Origin of the sequence: Bartonella henselae str. Houston-1, from assembly GCF_000046705.1 — a bacterium.
Taxonomy (GTDB): Bacteria; Pseudomonadota; Alphaproteobacteria; order Rhizobiales; family Rhizobiaceae; genus Bartonella; species Bartonella henselae.
In genome coordinates this window covers 1,815,141-1,830,319 of record NC_005956.1, presented here as the reverse complement: position 1 = coordinate 1,830,319, position 15,179 = coordinate 1,815,141, and the positions used below count along the sequence as shown (strand labels likewise).

Here is a 15,179-nt window from a genome sequence, read left to right as displayed (position 1 = left end):
ATTGACTTATCCCTTAAGGCAAGACACACTGACCAGTGATTCTGGAAGCTCTTGTCCAAAGGCACGTTGATAAAATTCTGCGACAGTGGCACGTTCGAGTTCGTCACATTTATTGAGAAAAGTTAAGCGGAAAGCAAATCCAATATTTTGAAAAATTGTTGCATTTTCTGCCCAAGTAATAACAGTGCGTGGGCTCATAACTGTTGAAAGATCCCCATTGATAAAAGATTTTCGTACCATATCAGCAACATGCACCATTTGTGAAATTGTCTTTTTTCCCTGGGTCGTTTGAAAAGATTTAACCTTTGAACAAACGATATCAACTTCTTTATCATGGGGTAAATAGTTTAAAATCGTCACAATGGACCAGCGGTCCATTTGCGCCTGATTGATTTGCTGCGTGCCATGATAAAGCCCTGTTGTATCACCAAGACCAATGGTATTGGCCGTTGCAAAAAGACGAAATGCTGGATGAGGGACAATAACACGATTTTGATCAAGCAAGCTTAATCGTCCACAGGCTTCAAGAATGCGTTGGATGACAAACATGACATCTGGGCGACCTGCGTCATATTCATCGAAAACAAGTGCAATGTTGTTTTGATAAGCCCATGGCAAAATGCCTTCTTTAAATTCAGTAATTTGCAGGCCATCTTGTAAAACGATGGCGTCTTTTCCCACCAAATCAATACGGCTGACATGACTATCAAGATTAATTCGGAAACAAGGCCAGTTTAGACGTGCGGCAACTTGTTCAATATGCGTTGATTTACCCGTGCCGTGATAACCAGAAACCATAACACGGCGGTTAAAGGCAAAGCCTGCTAAAATTGCTAAAGTCGTTTGCTGATCAAAAAGATAATGAGGATCTAAATCAGGAACATGGGGGCTTTTTGTGCTAAAAGCAGGAATTTCCATATCTGTATCAATATGAAATAGATCTCGAGCGCAGACTGTGATATCGGGTACATTTTCAACTGTAAGTTTTGTTTTTGTCATCGCTTTTCTGGAAGGGAAAGGAGGCTATTTATTTTCGTTGGTTAAAAAACGATACAAGACTTAAAGCGTTTATGCAATGCCCTATAATGGATGTCTTAGATATGAAAGGAACTCTTTATATTTTATCATTTTTGTGAAAACAATAATGATTTCAATGCAAATGGAGTTGTATGGGAACGTGTTTTTTTAGTACAAACCAAATTTTTGAGCAAATTATAAGCGTTTAGAACATCACAGAAGTGCTGTTGTGAAGGTAGTTATCATTATTAAGATGGTGTTTTTTACCAGCTCTTTGATAGTTTTGTTATGAGAACACACTATCTTACTCTTAAAATGTAGGCGGGGTTATCTGAATGTGTGTTTAACATAAACCAGATTTTTTGAGCAAATTATAAGCATTTAGAACATCACGAAAGCGCTCTTCTGAAGAACGGTTGCCTCCATTGGAATCAGGATGGTGTTTTTTTACCAGTTCTTTGTATCTTGCTTTAATATCTTCAGCTGAAGCATTTGCTTGTAATCCCAATGTATCAAAAGCTTTTGCTTCTAAGGGTTTTAATTTTCGTGAGAAGCGAGGGGTTGAATGACGCCCGGTAAACAGTGTAAAGGGATCGCGCATACGATTTTGATAGGCAGCTGTACCAGAGCGAATTTGTGCATAATTTGCAGCTGTTTTTTTTGACGTGCCATTACTAAAATCGGTAGTCCATGTTGGACGATGTCCTGTGAGGGCATCCTTTTGAAATTTTGCAATATCTTTATCACTAAGGCCAGAGAAGTAATTAAAATTTTTGTTATAAGCACGTACATGATCAATGCAAAAATGTAAATACTGCCCTTCGTGATTTCGTCCCGCTGGTGCTTTATGGGATGCTACTTTTTCACATCCTTCCCATTGGCATTTCTGCGCTTCTGCTTCAGCCTTTTGTTTTTTATTGGAGCTGATTCGAATGGAGTCGAATAATTTAGATGTTATCGTCATATCTTTGGTTTATGCAAAATCAATTGATTTGACAAGAATTGACTTTTAAAAAATTTATTTTCACACTTATTTGGTCATAAAACAAGGGGTATTGCGTTCATTTTGCGAAGGAATAAAAAGGTGTCTACTACAATTCAAACAACGATTAACAAAAAGCTTCAGGATGCTTTTTGTCCGCAAAAGCTTGAGGTGATTAACGAAAGCCACCTTCATGCTGGACATCCTCATCATGAGCATGCTTTTGATGGGAAAGGGGAAACGCATTTTCGGGTGAAAATTCTGTCTGCTTCTTTTTCGGGTATGACGCGGGTAGAAATACATCGTGCGATTTATAAAGTTTTACAGAAAGAGTTGGCAACATGTGTTCATGCTTTGGCACTTGAAGTTGAATCTGTTTAATGTGTTTTTTTATTTAAAAGTCTTTCAAGCTACGAGGGTGGGCTTTTTGATAAATTTCTAACAAGTGCTTGGTATCTACATGGGTGTAGACTTGGGTGGTGGAAAGACAAGCGTGACCTAGGAGCTCTTGAATGGTACGTAAATCTCCTCCTCGTGATAAAAGATGGGTGGCAAAAGAATGGCGCAGTGTATGGGGAGTGGCTGTTTCTGGTAAACCAAGGTATGCACGTAAGTTTCGCACAGTTTTTTGAATAATAGCTGGCTGCAAGGGACCACCTCGCGCACCGCGGAACATTGGTTGATTGTCCAATAAAGGATATGGGCAGCATTTAAGATAATTTTGTATTGCTTCGTAAACCACTTTAATAAGGGGGACAAGACGTGTTTTCCCTCCTTTCCCAGTCACGAATAAACTTGTTTTTTGCGGATCAGAAAATTGTTCTGGTGTGAGGCTTAAAGCTTCTGATATCCGCATTCCACAGCCATAAAGAAGCATTAAAACAGCAGTGTTACGGGCGATGATCCATGGTTCATTTTCCTGTTGATTTTCTTGTTTAACTAAATGCAGGGCTGATTTTATGTTCAAAGGTTTTGGTAGCGATTTTGGGTGTTTGGGGGTTCGGACAAGTTTAGCAGCAGGAATGCTGGCGATTCCTTCACGGGATAGGTAGTTGAAAAAAGAACGTATACCCGCCATTCCACGGCTTAAAGAGCGAGCACTTATGTCGTGTTTGCGGCGGTAAGCTAGATAAGCACGCAAATCAATGACACGCAAATTGGCGAGATCCTTAAAGGTTGGTGTATGTCCGAGATGTTGACAGAGAAAAAACAAAAACTGTCGTGTATCACGCTCATAGGCTTGTGCTGTATATGTTGCCATACGACGTGTTCCTAAAAGATTATCCAGCCAATTCTTCCTTGCAGCTAAAACAGGAGGGGCGGCTGGAATCAGAGAAAAATTTTTGTCTTTTCTACTGTCCTTTTTTGGTAGCATTTTTAGTTGAGAGCTTCTTTATTTTTAGGTTTTTCATTTTTGTTGTGACCATTCTTTTGGGAAGCTTGCTCTTCATGATTGGTCATTTGTTTTTCGCTTTTTAGAGAGAGTATTTTTAAAAGATTGTGCGTTGACATAAGATGCGCAAAAATCAATCCTAAAAAGCCATTTTTATGCAGCTTAGCAAGTTGGCTTGCCGATAGTTTATTCAATTTTTCTTCATCAACAACCCAAAAATGTTCTAATTGTGCTGAAAGACCTTTGTCGTTTTTCACATTGATTGATTTTTGGCTCAGAAGATCCATATCCACAAGGGCATCAATAAACGCAGCCGTTTTTTCCATAGCAATTTTAAAGCTCTCAAGAAAACGAATACGTTCTTCCATAAAAGGAGAAATAGAGCCATCTGAGTTAAAAAGTTCTGTGCCGGCAACCTCATTAAACATGCCTGATTGCTGATCAAAACAAACAGAAAGTTCTTTTTCATTGCTAATTTGTGCAAGAACAAAAGGGTAGCGACGAACAAAAGCTGGAAGATAAGTATCTTTTTTCCAATTTTTATCAGAGGTGATGTAATCATTTTCGTCATTAGAAAGACCAACAAGAGCAGCCGATGTATAATGCCGTTTTTTTTGTTCATCTTCTGCGCACATAAATAAAATAGGGTAGTCTAGAGCAGCTTGAAAGTATTCACTGCTTGCTAAAGGAACCCAGTGTGTATCTTTGGCAAAAGACATATCTTTTGGAGGAGCAAATTTTAGGTTTTTATGGGAAACTTTGTTAACTGGGGTGATATCTTTGTAAAAAAGCATAACATTTGCCATAAGACTTCTCCTTTTATTTTTTTATTAATTTTCTTTGTTACCAAGAAAGGTCTTTCTGGAAGATTTTTAATATGGCAACAAGAGTTAATAGAAAGCTACAAGTGAGGGATTCGTTTTTAGAAGATGATATGAAATATAATAGAGAAAAGCTTAAAAATAAAGTCTGTCTTGCCATTATTGGTATGCCCCATGGCATAAAGGGTGATGTTTTGCTGAAGATCTTGAGTTCTGAACCACAGCGTTTAAAAACTTATGGTACCCTTTATGATGATAGGGGACATTCTTATGAAATTGTAATGCTTCGCATGCAAAAAAAGAACGCGATTGTGCATTTTAAAGGGGTTGAGGATCGCAGTGCTGCTGAGGCTTTAAGGGGTATTCATCTTTATGTTGCCCGCGATCAATTGGTGGATGATTTGACTGAGGATGAATTTTATCAGGTAGATTTAATAGGGCTTCGTGTTCAAGATTGTACCGGTCGAATCCTCGGTGAGGTGAGTGGTCTTTTTAATTTCGGCGCTGGTGATTTGCTTGAAATGCGTTTAAATACGGGTAAAACCGTGCTTATCCCTTTTAGCAAGGCGGCGGTGTTAGAGGTTTGCATCGCTTCTGGTTTTCTTGTTGTTGATCCAGTGGCTGCTGGTTTAAGTGATGGGGGAGAAAATACTTGAAGGGAAAATGGCTTGAACCAAAAAATGAAGGTGAAAAGTGAAGACATACAAGGATGTGTCTCTTAACACGTGTGTAGTACTTTGATCATAACATGTTTCTTGGATTTTTAGAGTACTTTTGAGCAAGGCAAACTAGAAAGCAGGAGGTATGGACATTGGATACAGAACAGATGAACAATTTTCCTTTGGGTAAATATCACAGTTTTTATAATACACTGGTTGAAGATGGTTTTATGTGACTTGAGATTAAAGGTGAGAATGAAAGAATGAAATTTCAAGCACGTGTTTTAACACTTTATCCTGAAATGTTTCCTGGTTTTTTGGGTTGTTCTTTAGCAGGGCAAGCTTTAAAGCAGGGGATATGGTCGCTTGAGACAGTGCAGATTAGGGATTTTGCTCTTGATAAACATCATAGCGTTGATGATACGCCTGCTGGTGGTGGTGCTGGTATGGTGATGCGGGCTGATGTGTTAGCGGCGGCACTGGATAGTTGTCCAAATGATTCCCCAAGATTGTTAATGAGCCCGCGTGGGAGACTCTTGAATCAGGCTTATGCACGTTCTTTGGCACGGTCTTCGGGAGTGACATTGGTTTGTGGGCGTTTTGAAGGAGTCGATGAGCGGATAATAGAAGCACGAGAATTAGAAGAAGTGTCCATTGGTGATTATATTCTTTCAGGGGGCGAAACGGCGGCACTGGTTCTTTTGGATGCTATTGTGCGTCTTCTTCCCGGTGTTATGGGTAATGAGATCTCCGCAAAGTGTGAAAGTTTTGAGAATGGTTTGCTTGAGCACCCTCAATATACGCGTCCTGCTGTTTTTGAAGGGCGTGGTATTCCGCCAGTGTTGACGTCAGGTCATCACAAAGCTATCGCCAATTGGCGTCAACAGCAAGCCGAATCGTTAACACGGCAACGTCGCCCTGATCTTTACGCTCTTTATAATAAAAATCGTCAGAAAACTTGATTCATGTTGTAAGGTGTTGTATTGCATAGCTCTCTTTTTAAACAGTTTTCCTGTGAAGGGTTTTATTGAGTTCCAAAATAAGAAACGGTGTATTCGCTCCTGTGTTATGCATAGCCTAAAGAACTGCTTTTCTTTCTCTAGAAAAGGCTTTTTTCGGCAAGAGATGAGCGCTCTGACTGTTCGATAAAGAACATGAAGGATGAAAAAATGAATATTATCGCGCAACTCGAAGCTGAACAATGTGCAAAAATTGCAGCAAAACGCCAACTGCCAGCTTTTCAGCCAGGAGATACAGTACGCGTTATGGTGCGTGTTACCGAAGGTACCAGAACGCGTGTTCAGGCTTATGAAGGAGTTTGTATTGCACGTTCAGGCGGTGGTTTAAATGAAACCTTTACAGTGCGTAAGATTTCTTATGGTGAGGGCGTTGAGCGTGTGTTTCCGGTTTATTCGCCCTTGATTGAGGGTGTTGAACTTGTACGCCGAGGAAAAGTGCGTCGGGCAAAGCTCTATTATCTGCGTAATTTAAGAGGGAAGGCTGCGCGGATCACTGAAAAGAAAGATCAACGGAAAAAAAGTGCAAAGATTGTTGAGAAAGAACAAGAAGCTCTTGTTAGAGTGGAGGCTCCAGCACACGCTACTGAATAAATTCAGCATCTGGCAGAATTTATGAAAAAGCGGCTTTTATGTTGCTTTTTTATGGCGTGAATGATTCCTATTGGTCGTGAAAGAAGTGGCTTTTGGGTGCATAAAAATGTTGAAAAACTCTCAAAAGTCTAACCATTATCTTTCTTTAGAAAAAAAACTGAATTTAGAGTATTCTGCAACATCATTGATATTCAAAGCAGAGATATTCAAAGCAGGGATAACTAAATTTGTAAAAAATTCGTGTTTATCTTTGGGAAACAGTACGAGACCTTTGACGTAAGGATAAAATTATATTAGATTAAAACGAGTTTTGCGGCTTCATGCTTGTAGAACAATCGGTTTTTTTTATGCGCGACCTTTAATCCGTTATTTGAGACAACCGACCTGTAATATTGGTGCTTCGAGGTGCCAAAAGTAGAAATGATAGTGTGCTTGGTCATTTTGTGTGGGGCCTTTTGTTCATAATGCGGTTGCAGTAAAAACCAGGTCAGGATATTTTATGACAGAGATAACTAAGATAAAACAGCGCCCTCGTTCTCCCCACGTAAGTATTTATCGTTGGACCATCACTATGGCGATGTCAATTGCGCATCGTATCACCGGTATAGCACTTTATTTTGGAATGGTCTTCCTCGCTATTTGGTTAATTTCAATCAGCTGTGGGGTTGAGGCATTTAGAACGGTTCATAGAATTTATACTTCTTTTCCAGGGCTTTGCATTTTGTTTCTTTATACTCTTGCTGGGATTCATCACATGGTGGGCGGTGTTCGCCACATTGTTTGGGATATAAAGCCTTGCCTTTTGGCTAAAGAAAAGGCAACAATGACTGCATGGGCAACAGTTTTTATTTCTCTTATTATTACTTTTACGATTTGGATTATTGGATATAATATTGTCTAGTTGGGGGTGGAAAGAGATATGAAAAAAGATTTTCGAACGGAACTTGGGAAAGTCCGGGGGCGTGGAAGCGCACATGAAGGAACAGAGCATTTTTGGCTACAGCGTTTAACAGGTTTTATAAATCTGCCACTTTTGATATTTTTCATTGTTCTTATTCTCTCGCTTGTTGGAAAAGACTACAGCATTATACGCGCTCGGCTTGCGCATCCTGTTGTCGCTGTTTTAATGGGATTACTTACTCTTTCAGTCCTTTATCATATGAAACTTGGAATGCAGGTGGTTATTGAAGATTATATTCCCCGTGAAGGTTTACGGATAATTTTTTTGGTCTTAAATATTTTGTTTTGTTTTGTTTTGGGAGGGATCATCGTTTTTGCTCTTTTGAAAATTGCAATAGGGGGTTAAAAATATGGTGAGCACAGGATCATCTCTGGGCGCTAGAGCAGGCAATGCCCCTTATCGCACTGTAGATCATAAGTTTGATGTTGTTGTTGTTGGGGCAGGCGGTGCTGGTTTGCGTGCTACGCTTGGTATGGCGGAGCAGGGATTAAAAACAGCCTGCATCACGAAGGTTTTTCCAACCAGATCGCATACGGTTGCTGCACAAGGTGGTATTGCTGCGTCACTTTCCAATATGGGGCCTGACAATTGGCAATGGCATTTGTATGATACGGTAAAGGGATCTGATTGGTTAGGTGATACCGATGCAATGGAATATTTGGTGCGTAATGCACCAGCTGCTGTCTACGAATTAGAACATTATGGGGTTCCTTTTTCACGGACACAAGAAGGAAAAATTTATCAACGTCCCTTTGGTGGACATACGACACAGTTTGGTGAAGGCCCACCTGTACAGCGGACTTGTGCAGCGGCTGATCGCACCGGGCATGCCATCTTGCATACGCTTTATGGACAGAGTTTAAAGCATAATGCGCAGTTCTTTATTGAATATTTTGCGCTTGATTTGATTATGACCGATGGTGTGTGTACGGGGGTTGTCGCTTGGAATCTTGATGATGGTGTTATCCACCGTTTTGCGGCTAAGATGGTTGTTCTCGCCACTGGTGGCTATGGGCGTGCTTATTTTTCAGCAACATCAGCGCATACCTGTACGGGCGATGGTGGGGGAATGATCGCTCGTGCTGGATTGCCTCTACAGGATATGGAATTTGTTCAATTCCATCCTACAGGGATTTATGGTTCTGGCTGCTTAATTACAGAAGGAGCCCGTGGTGAAGGCGGCTATTTGATCAATTCTGAGGGTGAACGCTTTATGGAGCGCTATGCGCCTTCCTTTAAGGATTTGGCTTCACGTGATTTAGTTTCACGTTGTATAACCCTTGAAATTCGTGAAGGGCGTGGCGTTGGTCCAAGAAAGGATCATATTCATTTGGTTCTCAATCATATTGACCCTGCTATATTGCATGAGCGCTTACCAGGAATTTCCGAATCCGCACGGATTTTTGCAGGGGTTGATGTGACCAAAGAACCTATCCCCATCCTGCCAACGGTTCATTATAACATGGGCGGTATTCCCACAAATTACTACGGAGAAGTTCTTAATCCAACACCTGATTCACCTGATCGTGTTCAACCAGGTTTGATGGCAGTGGGAGAAGCTGGCTGTGCTTCTGTTCATGGTGCTAACCGTTTGGGGTCAAATTCATTGATTGATCTTGTCGTATTTGGTCGTGCCGCTGCAATTCGTGCCGGTGAAGTGATTGATCGAAATGCGGAAATTCCACCTCTTAATGAGGTGGCTATTGACGAAATTATGACACGTTTTGATCGTTTGCGCTTTGCGCAAGGGGCAATACCAACTGCCGTATTGCGTGAGAAAATGCAACGTACTATGCAGGAAGATGCTGCTGTCTTCCGTACAGAAGATTCTTTGCAACAAGGATGCCAGCGGATAAGTCAAATCTGGGGTGAATTGGCTGATCTCAAAGTCACAGATCGCTCTCTGATATGGAATTCTGATTTGGTCGAAACATTAGAACTTGAGAATTTGATGGCCAATGCAATCACCACTGTTTATTCTGCAGAAGCGCGTTTAGAAAGTCGAGGCGCGCATGCACGTGAAGATTATCCAGAGCGTGATGACAAAAATTGGCGTAAACATACGCTTTCACATTTGTCAAAAGATGGTAAGGTGACTTTGTCCTATCGACCTGTCCATATTGATCCCTTAACATCTGAAGCAGATGGGGGTATCGACTTAAAACGTATTGCACCTAAAAAACGTGTTTACTAAGGGGAGAATGAATTATGGTACAAATTAAGCTTCCCAAAAATTCGCAAGTAAAACCGGGAAAAGTTTGGCCTAAGCCTAAAGATGCTAAGCAACTTACCGAATTTCATGTTTACCGTTGGTCACCTGATGATGAGGAAAATCCCCATTTGGATACTTATTATGTTGATCGTTCGGCTTGTGGTCCGATGATTCTTGATGGGTTGCTCTTTATCAAGAATCATATTGATCCAACTTTGACACTTCGTCGATCGTGTCGTGAAGGTATCTGTGGTTCTTGTGCAATGAATATTGATGGAACAAATACGCTAGCTTGTACCAAAGGGATGGATGATGTAAAGCACCCCATTAAAGTGTATCCTTTACCCTCTATGCCGGTTGTTAAAGATTTAGTTCCTGATTTGAAGCGCTTTTATGCGCAGCATCGTGTGATTGAGCCTTGGTTACAAACCGTTTCTCCTGAACCTGCCAAAGAGTGGTTACAAAGTCATTCAGACCGCCAAAAAATAGATGGTCTTTATGAGTGCATTTTGTGTGCCTGTTGTCAGACATCATGTCCAAGCTATTGGTGGAATGGCGATCGTTATTTGGGACCAGCTATTTTACTCCAGGCTTACCGTTGGATTGCTGATTCACGTGATGAGATGTGCGGTGAGCGTCTTGATAATTTAGAAGATCCTTTTCGTCTCTATCGTTGCCATACGATTATGAATTGTACCCAAACTTGTCCAAAAGGCTTAAATCCAGCAAAAGCAATTGCTGAGATTAAAAAACTCATGGTTGAACGTCGCCTTTAAAAGTTAACTGGTTCATGAGGAAATAAAGTAAGGAGTCTATAGGGCTTCTCCATGTTTCTTGTGTTCTCTGTCAAAAAATAGATGGTCTTTATGAGTGCGTTTTGTGTGCTTGTTGTCAGACATCATGTCCAAGCTATTGGTGGAATGGCGATCGCTCTATGGGGTCAGCTATTTTGTTCCAGGCTTACCATTTGGATTGGCTTACTCACGTGATGAGATGTGTGGTGAGCGTTTTGATAATTTGAGAGGATCCTTTTTGCCTTTATCGCTGCCATACAATTATAAATTGTACGCAAATTTGTCCAAAAGGCTTAAATTCAGCAAAAGCAATTGCTGAGACTAAAAAACCCATGGTTGAATGTCGCCTTTAAAAGTTAACTGTTTCATGAGAGCTTAAAGTAAGGGGAGCTAGAGGGCTCCTCATGTTTTTGTAGTCTTTGAGATAGTGTACGTAATCTCTCAAAGTTTTTTGATTTTTATGAGGATTAAGGTGTGGCTATTACAGTATTAAAAAAACAATACTTTTTTAGATAAAAGAGAGAGTTGATGGAGAGAAGGCAGCTTGGATGTGTGTGAGAGGTTGCAACGGTGTAGCGTTCCTAGACATATTTTCCTATCATAAAAATTATACTTTATTTTGGTGGAATTTTATGACCCTTTATTTTACTCTCTCAGCTGTGAAAAAGAGAAATGTTTACTGTAGATTAGGATATAATTTTCGTTATATCTTTGATTTATTGTTTGTCTGCCCATAAACTAGATTTTTGAGCAATGAAAAACGCTTTATATTTTATTTTCCAACGTGAAAGATAGAGTTTATAATAATTATTGGAAATAGAGCACAATCCAATGTTTATTGTTTAAGATAGAGTGGAGATTTTACGCTATTTTGTTGTGTTCATTTATTTATAGCTTTAGTCAGTTTCATATAATTTTTCGAGTAAGAATTTATTGCGAAAAATAATGTCCATGGTTGATTTTTCACTATACAAAATTACCTTGAGAAAGAAACTATAGAAAATGGGTATAGGATGGAGTTGTAAAATTGATACAAGACATTTTCAAATGTTAGTTCTGTTACTAAAGACACGTATGGGGTTTGTAAGTTAATCAACAAGACGGCTAAATGCGTTACGCTGCTCTGCTCTCAGTTATTGGATTGGTCTATGCTCTCTCCGTGCACTCAAACTTATAGTGCAATGAACTATCTGTTTTAATAAGTCGCATAAACTGTTTGGTTAAAAATCATAACAGAATGGCGCGCAGATAGAACATAGCATTTCTGAACGATGAACCATTGTTACTATGATAAGATTTGTGGTTGTTGAACGTTCATATTTCATAGGGTTTTCGTTAATCTATAGGGGGATTTTCATTAATGTATGGGGTGGGAGCTCTTTCTTCCTTGTGAATGTCTGTTGTATCATAATTTCTCCTCTTTGGTATGAAACGCATGTTTTAAAAAATAAAGGAAAAAATTTACTGAAAGCAATAGAATCGAAAGCAATAAGAATTCTTTGTATAGATTTTATTTCACATGGGGCTGTTTTCATCCCTCTTTCATCTCTCTCTTACAAGAGCATGAAAGCTTCACCAGAGAGGTCGGCGAAGAAGGAAGCTTATTTCAAAAGCTTCATTAAAAAAGCAAAAGCCGCAAAAAAACTTTGCGGCTTTTTTGAAAGCTCTGATATTGCTGAGGCAATAACCTAGTTTAAGCTATCTTTGATTTAGAAAAAATCGGGTCGTAAAAAATTTCAGAAAGCTTTCTATCCTTAAAGAACAACACCACATCAATTGTGCTGTAGAGTACCATCCTTATCATCTCTATATCGAGTAGACGGCCAACTTCTGATCTTTTGATTAATGTGGCACAACGTTCAAATGTTTGCAAAGCATTGTTCGCATGTGTTGTGGTAATTGATCCAGGATGACCGGTGTTCAATGAATTGAGATATTCCCAGGCCTCATTACCACGTAGCTCAGCGAGAAAAATACGGTCAGGCGATTGACGCATACACGCATCTAAACATTCTTCAGCGGAAACACGACCCATATTGTCACCATAAATCATATGCACATGGTTGGGATGATTTGGTAAAAAAAGCTCATGAACATCTTCAATTGTAATAATACGCTCTTCTACAGGCACCTTTTCGATTAAAGAACGAGCAAATGTTGTTTTACCTGATCCTGTTTTTCCTGCAATAATGATGTTGCGTTTATACAGTACGCATTTTTCCAAAAATTCAAGAATTTTTCTCTCACGTTTAAATTGCAAAAGTTCGATTTCAAATGGCTCCAATCGTGTAAAATCCTGTTTCGATAGTAAGTCATTCGCTTCTTTTTCTGAAGGTTTATTGAAACTTACGTCAGTAAAGTGATTGAATGCATTTTCTTCGTTGAGTTCTTCTAGTGTCTTCACTGTGAGGGAATGCTTCCGAATCATAAAGGATAAAGTACCTTCGATGACAGCTGGTGTTTGCACAATTGTACCACGTTGTCCGCCGGGTAAGCGCACATAATTGATGCTTTTCGGAACCATCCCATTATAAACAATAATGGCTGTAATAAGCGTTTGCAAAAAAGAGCTTGTCAGCTCTGGTACACTATGTAGCTGCCAACCCTCTAAACTTTTTGTCCATACTTCACAGGGGTGACCAATCGATAATTCAATAATTTTAGGATCTTTTAAGAAAGGATCAAGCGGTTGTAGAAGCTGTGCAACTGCTTGATCTTTTTGTATGGGGTTAACGTGTAACGAGACTGTAGACATCGCTGAAATCCAGATCACGAGCAATAAAAATATTTACTCGCTCGCCTTGGTTTTTGTAAAGTGTTGGCGGAATGTTGATGGAGCTTTGAAGAATTTCATTAACCATTAATTCAGGACTCTGTTGTGGTGCATTTTGAGATGATGATTTTTCCTTATTTCCGTAATTAATTTTGCCTTTTACCCATTCTCCCAAATTACCGATGATGCTCACCATGATTGCACCACTAAATCGTTGCCAAAAATGTGTATCAATCCAACCACCGATACCAGCTTCACCAAGGGGGCCTGTACCGGGAGAGTCAAGATTGATGATAACACCAGAAGGGGTTTCAATACGCGACCATTGCACGAAAACACGTGTTTGTCCTTGTTGTATGCCGCTTTGATAGAAACCAACGACTTTGGAACCACGGTCTAGCAAAACAACGCGACCACTCGTAGAATAAACATCCCGTGTTAAATGACATGTTGTCATTCCTGGCTGCGATGTAACGATCTTTGTTTCCAGCGTGCAATCTATCTGTGTTCCCTGCGTAATTAATAGATCACGGTTATGGAGTTGAGCCGCATGGGATTGACCTAATCGTACAGGCTGGAGCTGATCGAATAATACGCCATTATTTCTTTCATTACCGGATGTGTTGCCTTTTGGATGCTCTGAAGAGCTTTCACTACTACCACCGTTGTTAAGACCGGAACTTAACATACGCTTGCGTGCCAATTCCTCAGAATCCTGCATCAAATGTGGTGGCATCGTTGTTTGAAGCAGCTGTGCTAAGGCTGGTGGAATGGATTGCGTTAGCTCTTCTGTTTGTGTTGGTTTTTCTGGTTCTTCTATTACTTTCGGTTCTTCTATGACACGAGGGGTATAGCTCGGTATAATTTGTTGTACCGTTTGTTGAGGCTTTTCTTCTTCAACATTTACAGTATTGCGCATTTTTAAAGCCTTCCAAGTCAAAGCAATCGGTACTGCTACTATGACGATGAGTCCTACTATTAACAATGTACGTGCACCGGGGATTATTGGACGGCGTTCCGAAGCTAATTCGGAGCTACCATACGCACCTTCAATATATTCGGTATAGCTTTTTTCATGTTTTTGCTCGGCGTAGTTTTGTTCTGCACCTTTGTTGATTTCATCTCCTTTCTTATTGCCAAACATCATTTGCCTCCTTTATTGATGCGGTGAACCACCGAGGATATTGTTCCAGTTGTGTTTGGTATACCATTGGAGTCATAGGCTTCGTTGAAAACAGCTAAAGCGCGTTTGCCAAGTCGTATGAGCCATTTAGGATTAACCTTATGAACAGCGATGATATCATTTGAATTTCCTACAACAGTACGTGATATTAAACTTTCATTGCCTTCGGCATCAACTAGGTAAATTGAGGGCATATCCATGTTGGCTGGAAATTTGAAATAGGTAATACGTCCATTGTCCCAAGCGTTTATCGGGGCAATATCTTGGTTGCCGCTCATGGTGTAGCTAAGGTTATAACCATTTACGCTTTGATGAAAACCACGTTCAATGGCAAGGCGTTGTTTGTTTTCTTCTAGATTTTGGGTGTTTGTATCTGGATAATGGAAAGCTAATTCGTAGGTTGCTCCAGCACGGTCATTACGGAACTGTAGTCGGAATTTGTAGCTACGCTTATCAGTTACAACAATGAGGTTTGTATTGGCAAGTTCTGCTTTGGGTTTAATAAAGATATGACGTCCTTTATGTGCAAAGGCATAGGCTTCAGAATCACCAAATGCATGAGTGATATAGCGCTCACCTTCTTCAAGAATGATATGGGTTGCCACACCGATAACGGTTTCAATCTGAACCACATCAGCTACATTATACGTTACATAGCGAATGCGATGATCATATTCTGAACTAGATGGAGTTTTGAGCGCTTGCACGGGTACCGTATAAAAAAAGGAAAATGAGGATAAAAAGGCCATAAATGCAAGTTTTTTCATAATAATC

General features: G+C 40.0%; 15 protein-coding genes and 1 pseudogene. 9 read left to right on the top strand and 7 right to left on the bottom strand.

Features of this window, described 5'->3' with window-relative positions:
• Nucleotides 1–6: 6 nt before the first annotated feature.
• Entirely contained in the window at nucleotides 7–999 is a 993-nt protein-coding gene (gene cobS, locus AYT27_RS08300) for a cobaltochelatase subunit CobS (protein ID WP_011181354.1), read from the bottom strand.
• A gap of 361 nt (nucleotides 1,000–1,360) precedes the next feature.
• Nucleotides 1,361–1,981, bottom strand: coding sequence for a J domain-containing protein (locus AYT27_RS08295; RefSeq protein WP_011181353.1), 621 nt, complete (start codon nucleotides 1,979–1,981; stop codon nucleotides 1,361–1,363).
• Between the two features lie 120 nt (nucleotides 1,982–2,101).
• On the opposite strand from AYT27_RS08295, the gene AYT27_RS08290 reads away from it, so the two are divergent.
• Nucleotides 2,102–2,380, top strand: coding sequence for a BolA family protein (locus tag AYT27_RS08290; RefSeq protein WP_011181352.1), 279 nt, complete (start codon nucleotides 2,102–2,104; stop codon nucleotides 2,378–2,380).
• Between the two features lie 13 nt (nucleotides 2,381–2,393).
• Here the strand turns inward: AYT27_RS08290 and AYT27_RS08285 are convergent, their stop codons facing one another.
• The gene (locus AYT27_RS08285) at nucleotides 2,394–3,374 is read right to left on the bottom strand and encodes a tyrosine recombinase XerC (protein WP_011181351.1); all 981 of its coding nucleotides are present in this window, start codon (nucleotides 3,372–3,374) and stop codon (nucleotides 2,394–2,396) included.
• Nucleotides 3,375–3,376: 2 nt separating this feature from the next.
• On the bottom strand, nucleotides 3,377–4,198 hold the full coding sequence (locus AYT27_RS08280; RefSeq protein WP_011181350.1) for a SapC family protein: 822 nt from the start codon (nucleotides 4,196–4,198) through the stop codon (nucleotides 3,377–3,379).
• Between the two features lie 128 nt (nucleotides 4,199–4,326).
• Between AYT27_RS08280 and rimM the strand changes: the two genes are divergently transcribed.
• From rimM to AYT27_RS08240, 8 genes and pseudogenes are all read left to right on the top strand, one after another.
• Complete coding sequence (rimM, locus tag AYT27_RS08275; RefSeq protein ID WP_011181349.1) at nucleotides 4,327–4,869, top strand: ribosome maturation factor RimM; 543 nt, start codon at nucleotides 4,327–4,329, stop codon at nucleotides 4,867–4,869.
• A 266-nt stretch (nucleotides 4,870–5,135) separates the two neighbouring features.
• Nucleotides 5,136–5,834, top strand: a complete 699-nt coding sequence (gene trmD, locus AYT27_RS08270) for a tRNA (guanosine(37)-N1)-methyltransferase TrmD (protein ID WP_011181348.1) — start codon at nucleotides 5,136–5,138, stop codon at nucleotides 5,832–5,834.
• Between the two features lie 207 nt (nucleotides 5,835–6,041).
• Nucleotides 6,042–6,482, top strand: coding sequence for a 50S ribosomal protein L19 (gene rplS, locus AYT27_RS08265; RefSeq protein ID WP_011181347.1), 441 nt, complete (start codon nucleotides 6,042–6,044; stop codon nucleotides 6,480–6,482).
• A gap of 499 nt (nucleotides 6,483–6,981) precedes the next feature.
• The gene (sdhC, locus tag AYT27_RS08260) at nucleotides 6,982–7,383 is read left to right on the top strand and encodes a succinate dehydrogenase, cytochrome b556 subunit (protein WP_011181346.1); all 402 of its coding nucleotides are present in this window, start codon (nucleotides 6,982–6,984) and stop codon (nucleotides 7,381–7,383) included.
• Nucleotides 7,384–7,401: 18 nt separating this feature from the next.
• Nucleotides 7,402–7,788: a succinate dehydrogenase, hydrophobic membrane anchor protein gene (gene sdhD / locus AYT27_RS08255; protein ID WP_011181345.1), complete on the top strand. Its 387-nt coding sequence runs from the start codon at nucleotides 7,402–7,404 to the stop codon at nucleotides 7,786–7,788.
• Nucleotides 7,789–7,792: 4 nt separating this feature from the next.
• Complete coding sequence (gene sdhA, locus AYT27_RS08250) at nucleotides 7,793–9,637, top strand: succinate dehydrogenase flavoprotein subunit (RefSeq protein ID WP_011181344.1); 1,845 nt, start codon at nucleotides 7,793–7,795, stop codon at nucleotides 9,635–9,637.
• 14 nt (nucleotides 9,638–9,651) lie between these two features.
• Complete coding sequence (locus AYT27_RS08245) at nucleotides 9,652–10,431, top strand: succinate dehydrogenase iron-sulfur subunit (protein ID WP_011181343.1); 780 nt, start codon at nucleotides 9,652–9,654, stop codon at nucleotides 10,429–10,431.
• 71 nt (nucleotides 10,432–10,502) lie between these two features.
• A pseudogene (locus AYT27_RS08240) lies at nucleotides 10,503–10,802 on the top strand (4Fe-4S dicluster domain-containing protein); the annotation flags it as partial.
• 1,340 nt (nucleotides 10,803–12,142) lie between these two features.
• On the opposite strand, the gene virB11 reads toward AYT27_RS08240, so the two are convergent.
• From virB11 to virB9, 3 genes are read right to left on the bottom strand one after another with little or no spacing between them, the layout of a single operon-like run.
• Nucleotides 12,143–13,204 (bottom strand): P-type DNA transfer ATPase VirB11, encoded by a 1,062-nt coding sequence (virB11, locus tag AYT27_RS08230; RefSeq protein ID WP_011181342.1) that lies wholly within the window; start codon nucleotides 13,202–13,204, stop codon nucleotides 12,143–12,145.
• On the bottom strand, nucleotides 13,179–14,366 hold the full coding sequence (gene trwE / locus AYT27_RS08225) for a type IV secrection system protein TrwE (protein WP_011181341.1): 1,188 nt from the start codon (nucleotides 14,364–14,366) through the stop codon (nucleotides 13,179–13,181). Before trwE ends, virB11 begins: the two co-directional genes overlap by 26 nt.
• Entirely contained in the window at nucleotides 14,366–15,172 is an 807-nt protein-coding gene (gene virB9 / locus AYT27_RS08220; protein WP_011181340.1) for a P-type conjugative transfer protein VirB9, read from the bottom strand. The genes trwE and virB9 overlap by 1 nt, the downstream gene beginning before the upstream one ends.
• Nucleotides 15,173–15,179 lie beyond the last annotated feature (7 nt).

What these genes read in the sequence shown, in the direction of transcription:
- cobS (WP_011181354.1), bottom strand. Translation starts at nt 999, where the DNA reads ATGACAAAAACAAAACTTACAGTTGAAAATGTACCCGATATCACAGTC.
- AYT27_RS08295 (WP_011181353.1), bottom strand. Translation starts at nt 1,981, where the DNA reads ATGACGATAACATCTAAATTATTCGACTCCATTCGAATCAGCTCCAAT.
- AYT27_RS08285 (WP_011181351.1), bottom strand. Translation starts at nt 3,374, where the DNA reads ATGCTACCAAAAAAGGACAGTAGAAAAGACAAAAATTTTTCTCTGATT.
- AYT27_RS08280 (WP_011181350.1), bottom strand. Translation starts at nt 4,198, where the DNA reads ATGGCAAATGTTATGCTTTTTTACAAAGATATCACCCCAGTTAACAAA.
- rimM (WP_011181349.1), top strand. Translation starts at nt 4,327, where the DNA reads ATGAAATATAATAGAGAAAAGCTTAAAAATAAAGTCTGTCTTGCCATT.
- trmD (WP_011181348.1), top strand. Translation starts at nt 5,136, where the DNA reads ATGAAATTTCAAGCACGTGTTTTAACACTTTATCCTGAAATGTTTCCT.
- rplS (WP_011181347.1), top strand. Translation starts at nt 6,042, where the DNA reads ATGAATATTATCGCGCAACTCGAAGCTGAACAATGTGCAAAAATTGCA.
- sdhC (WP_011181346.1), top strand. Translation starts at nt 6,982, where the DNA reads ATGACAGAGATAACTAAGATAAAACAGCGCCCTCGTTCTCCCCACGTA.
- sdhD (WP_011181345.1), top strand. Translation starts at nt 7,402, where the DNA reads ATGAAAAAAGATTTTCGAACGGAACTTGGGAAAGTCCGGGGGCGTGGA.
- sdhA (WP_011181344.1), top strand. Translation starts at nt 7,793, where the DNA reads ATGGTGAGCACAGGATCATCTCTGGGCGCTAGAGCAGGCAATGCCCCT.
- AYT27_RS08245 (WP_011181343.1), top strand. Translation starts at nt 9,652, where the DNA reads ATGGTACAAATTAAGCTTCCCAAAAATTCGCAAGTAAAACCGGGAAAA.
- virB11 (WP_011181342.1), bottom strand. Translation starts at nt 13,204, where the DNA reads ATGTCTACAGTCTCGTTACACGTTAACCCCATACAAAAAGATCAAGCA.
- trwE (WP_011181341.1), bottom strand. Translation starts at nt 14,366, where the DNA reads ATGTTTGGCAATAAGAAAGGAGATGAAATCAACAAAGGTGCAGAACAA.
- virB9 (WP_011181340.1), bottom strand. Translation starts at nt 15,172, where the DNA reads ATGAAAAAACTTGCATTTATGGCCTTTTTATCCTCATTTTCCTTTTTT.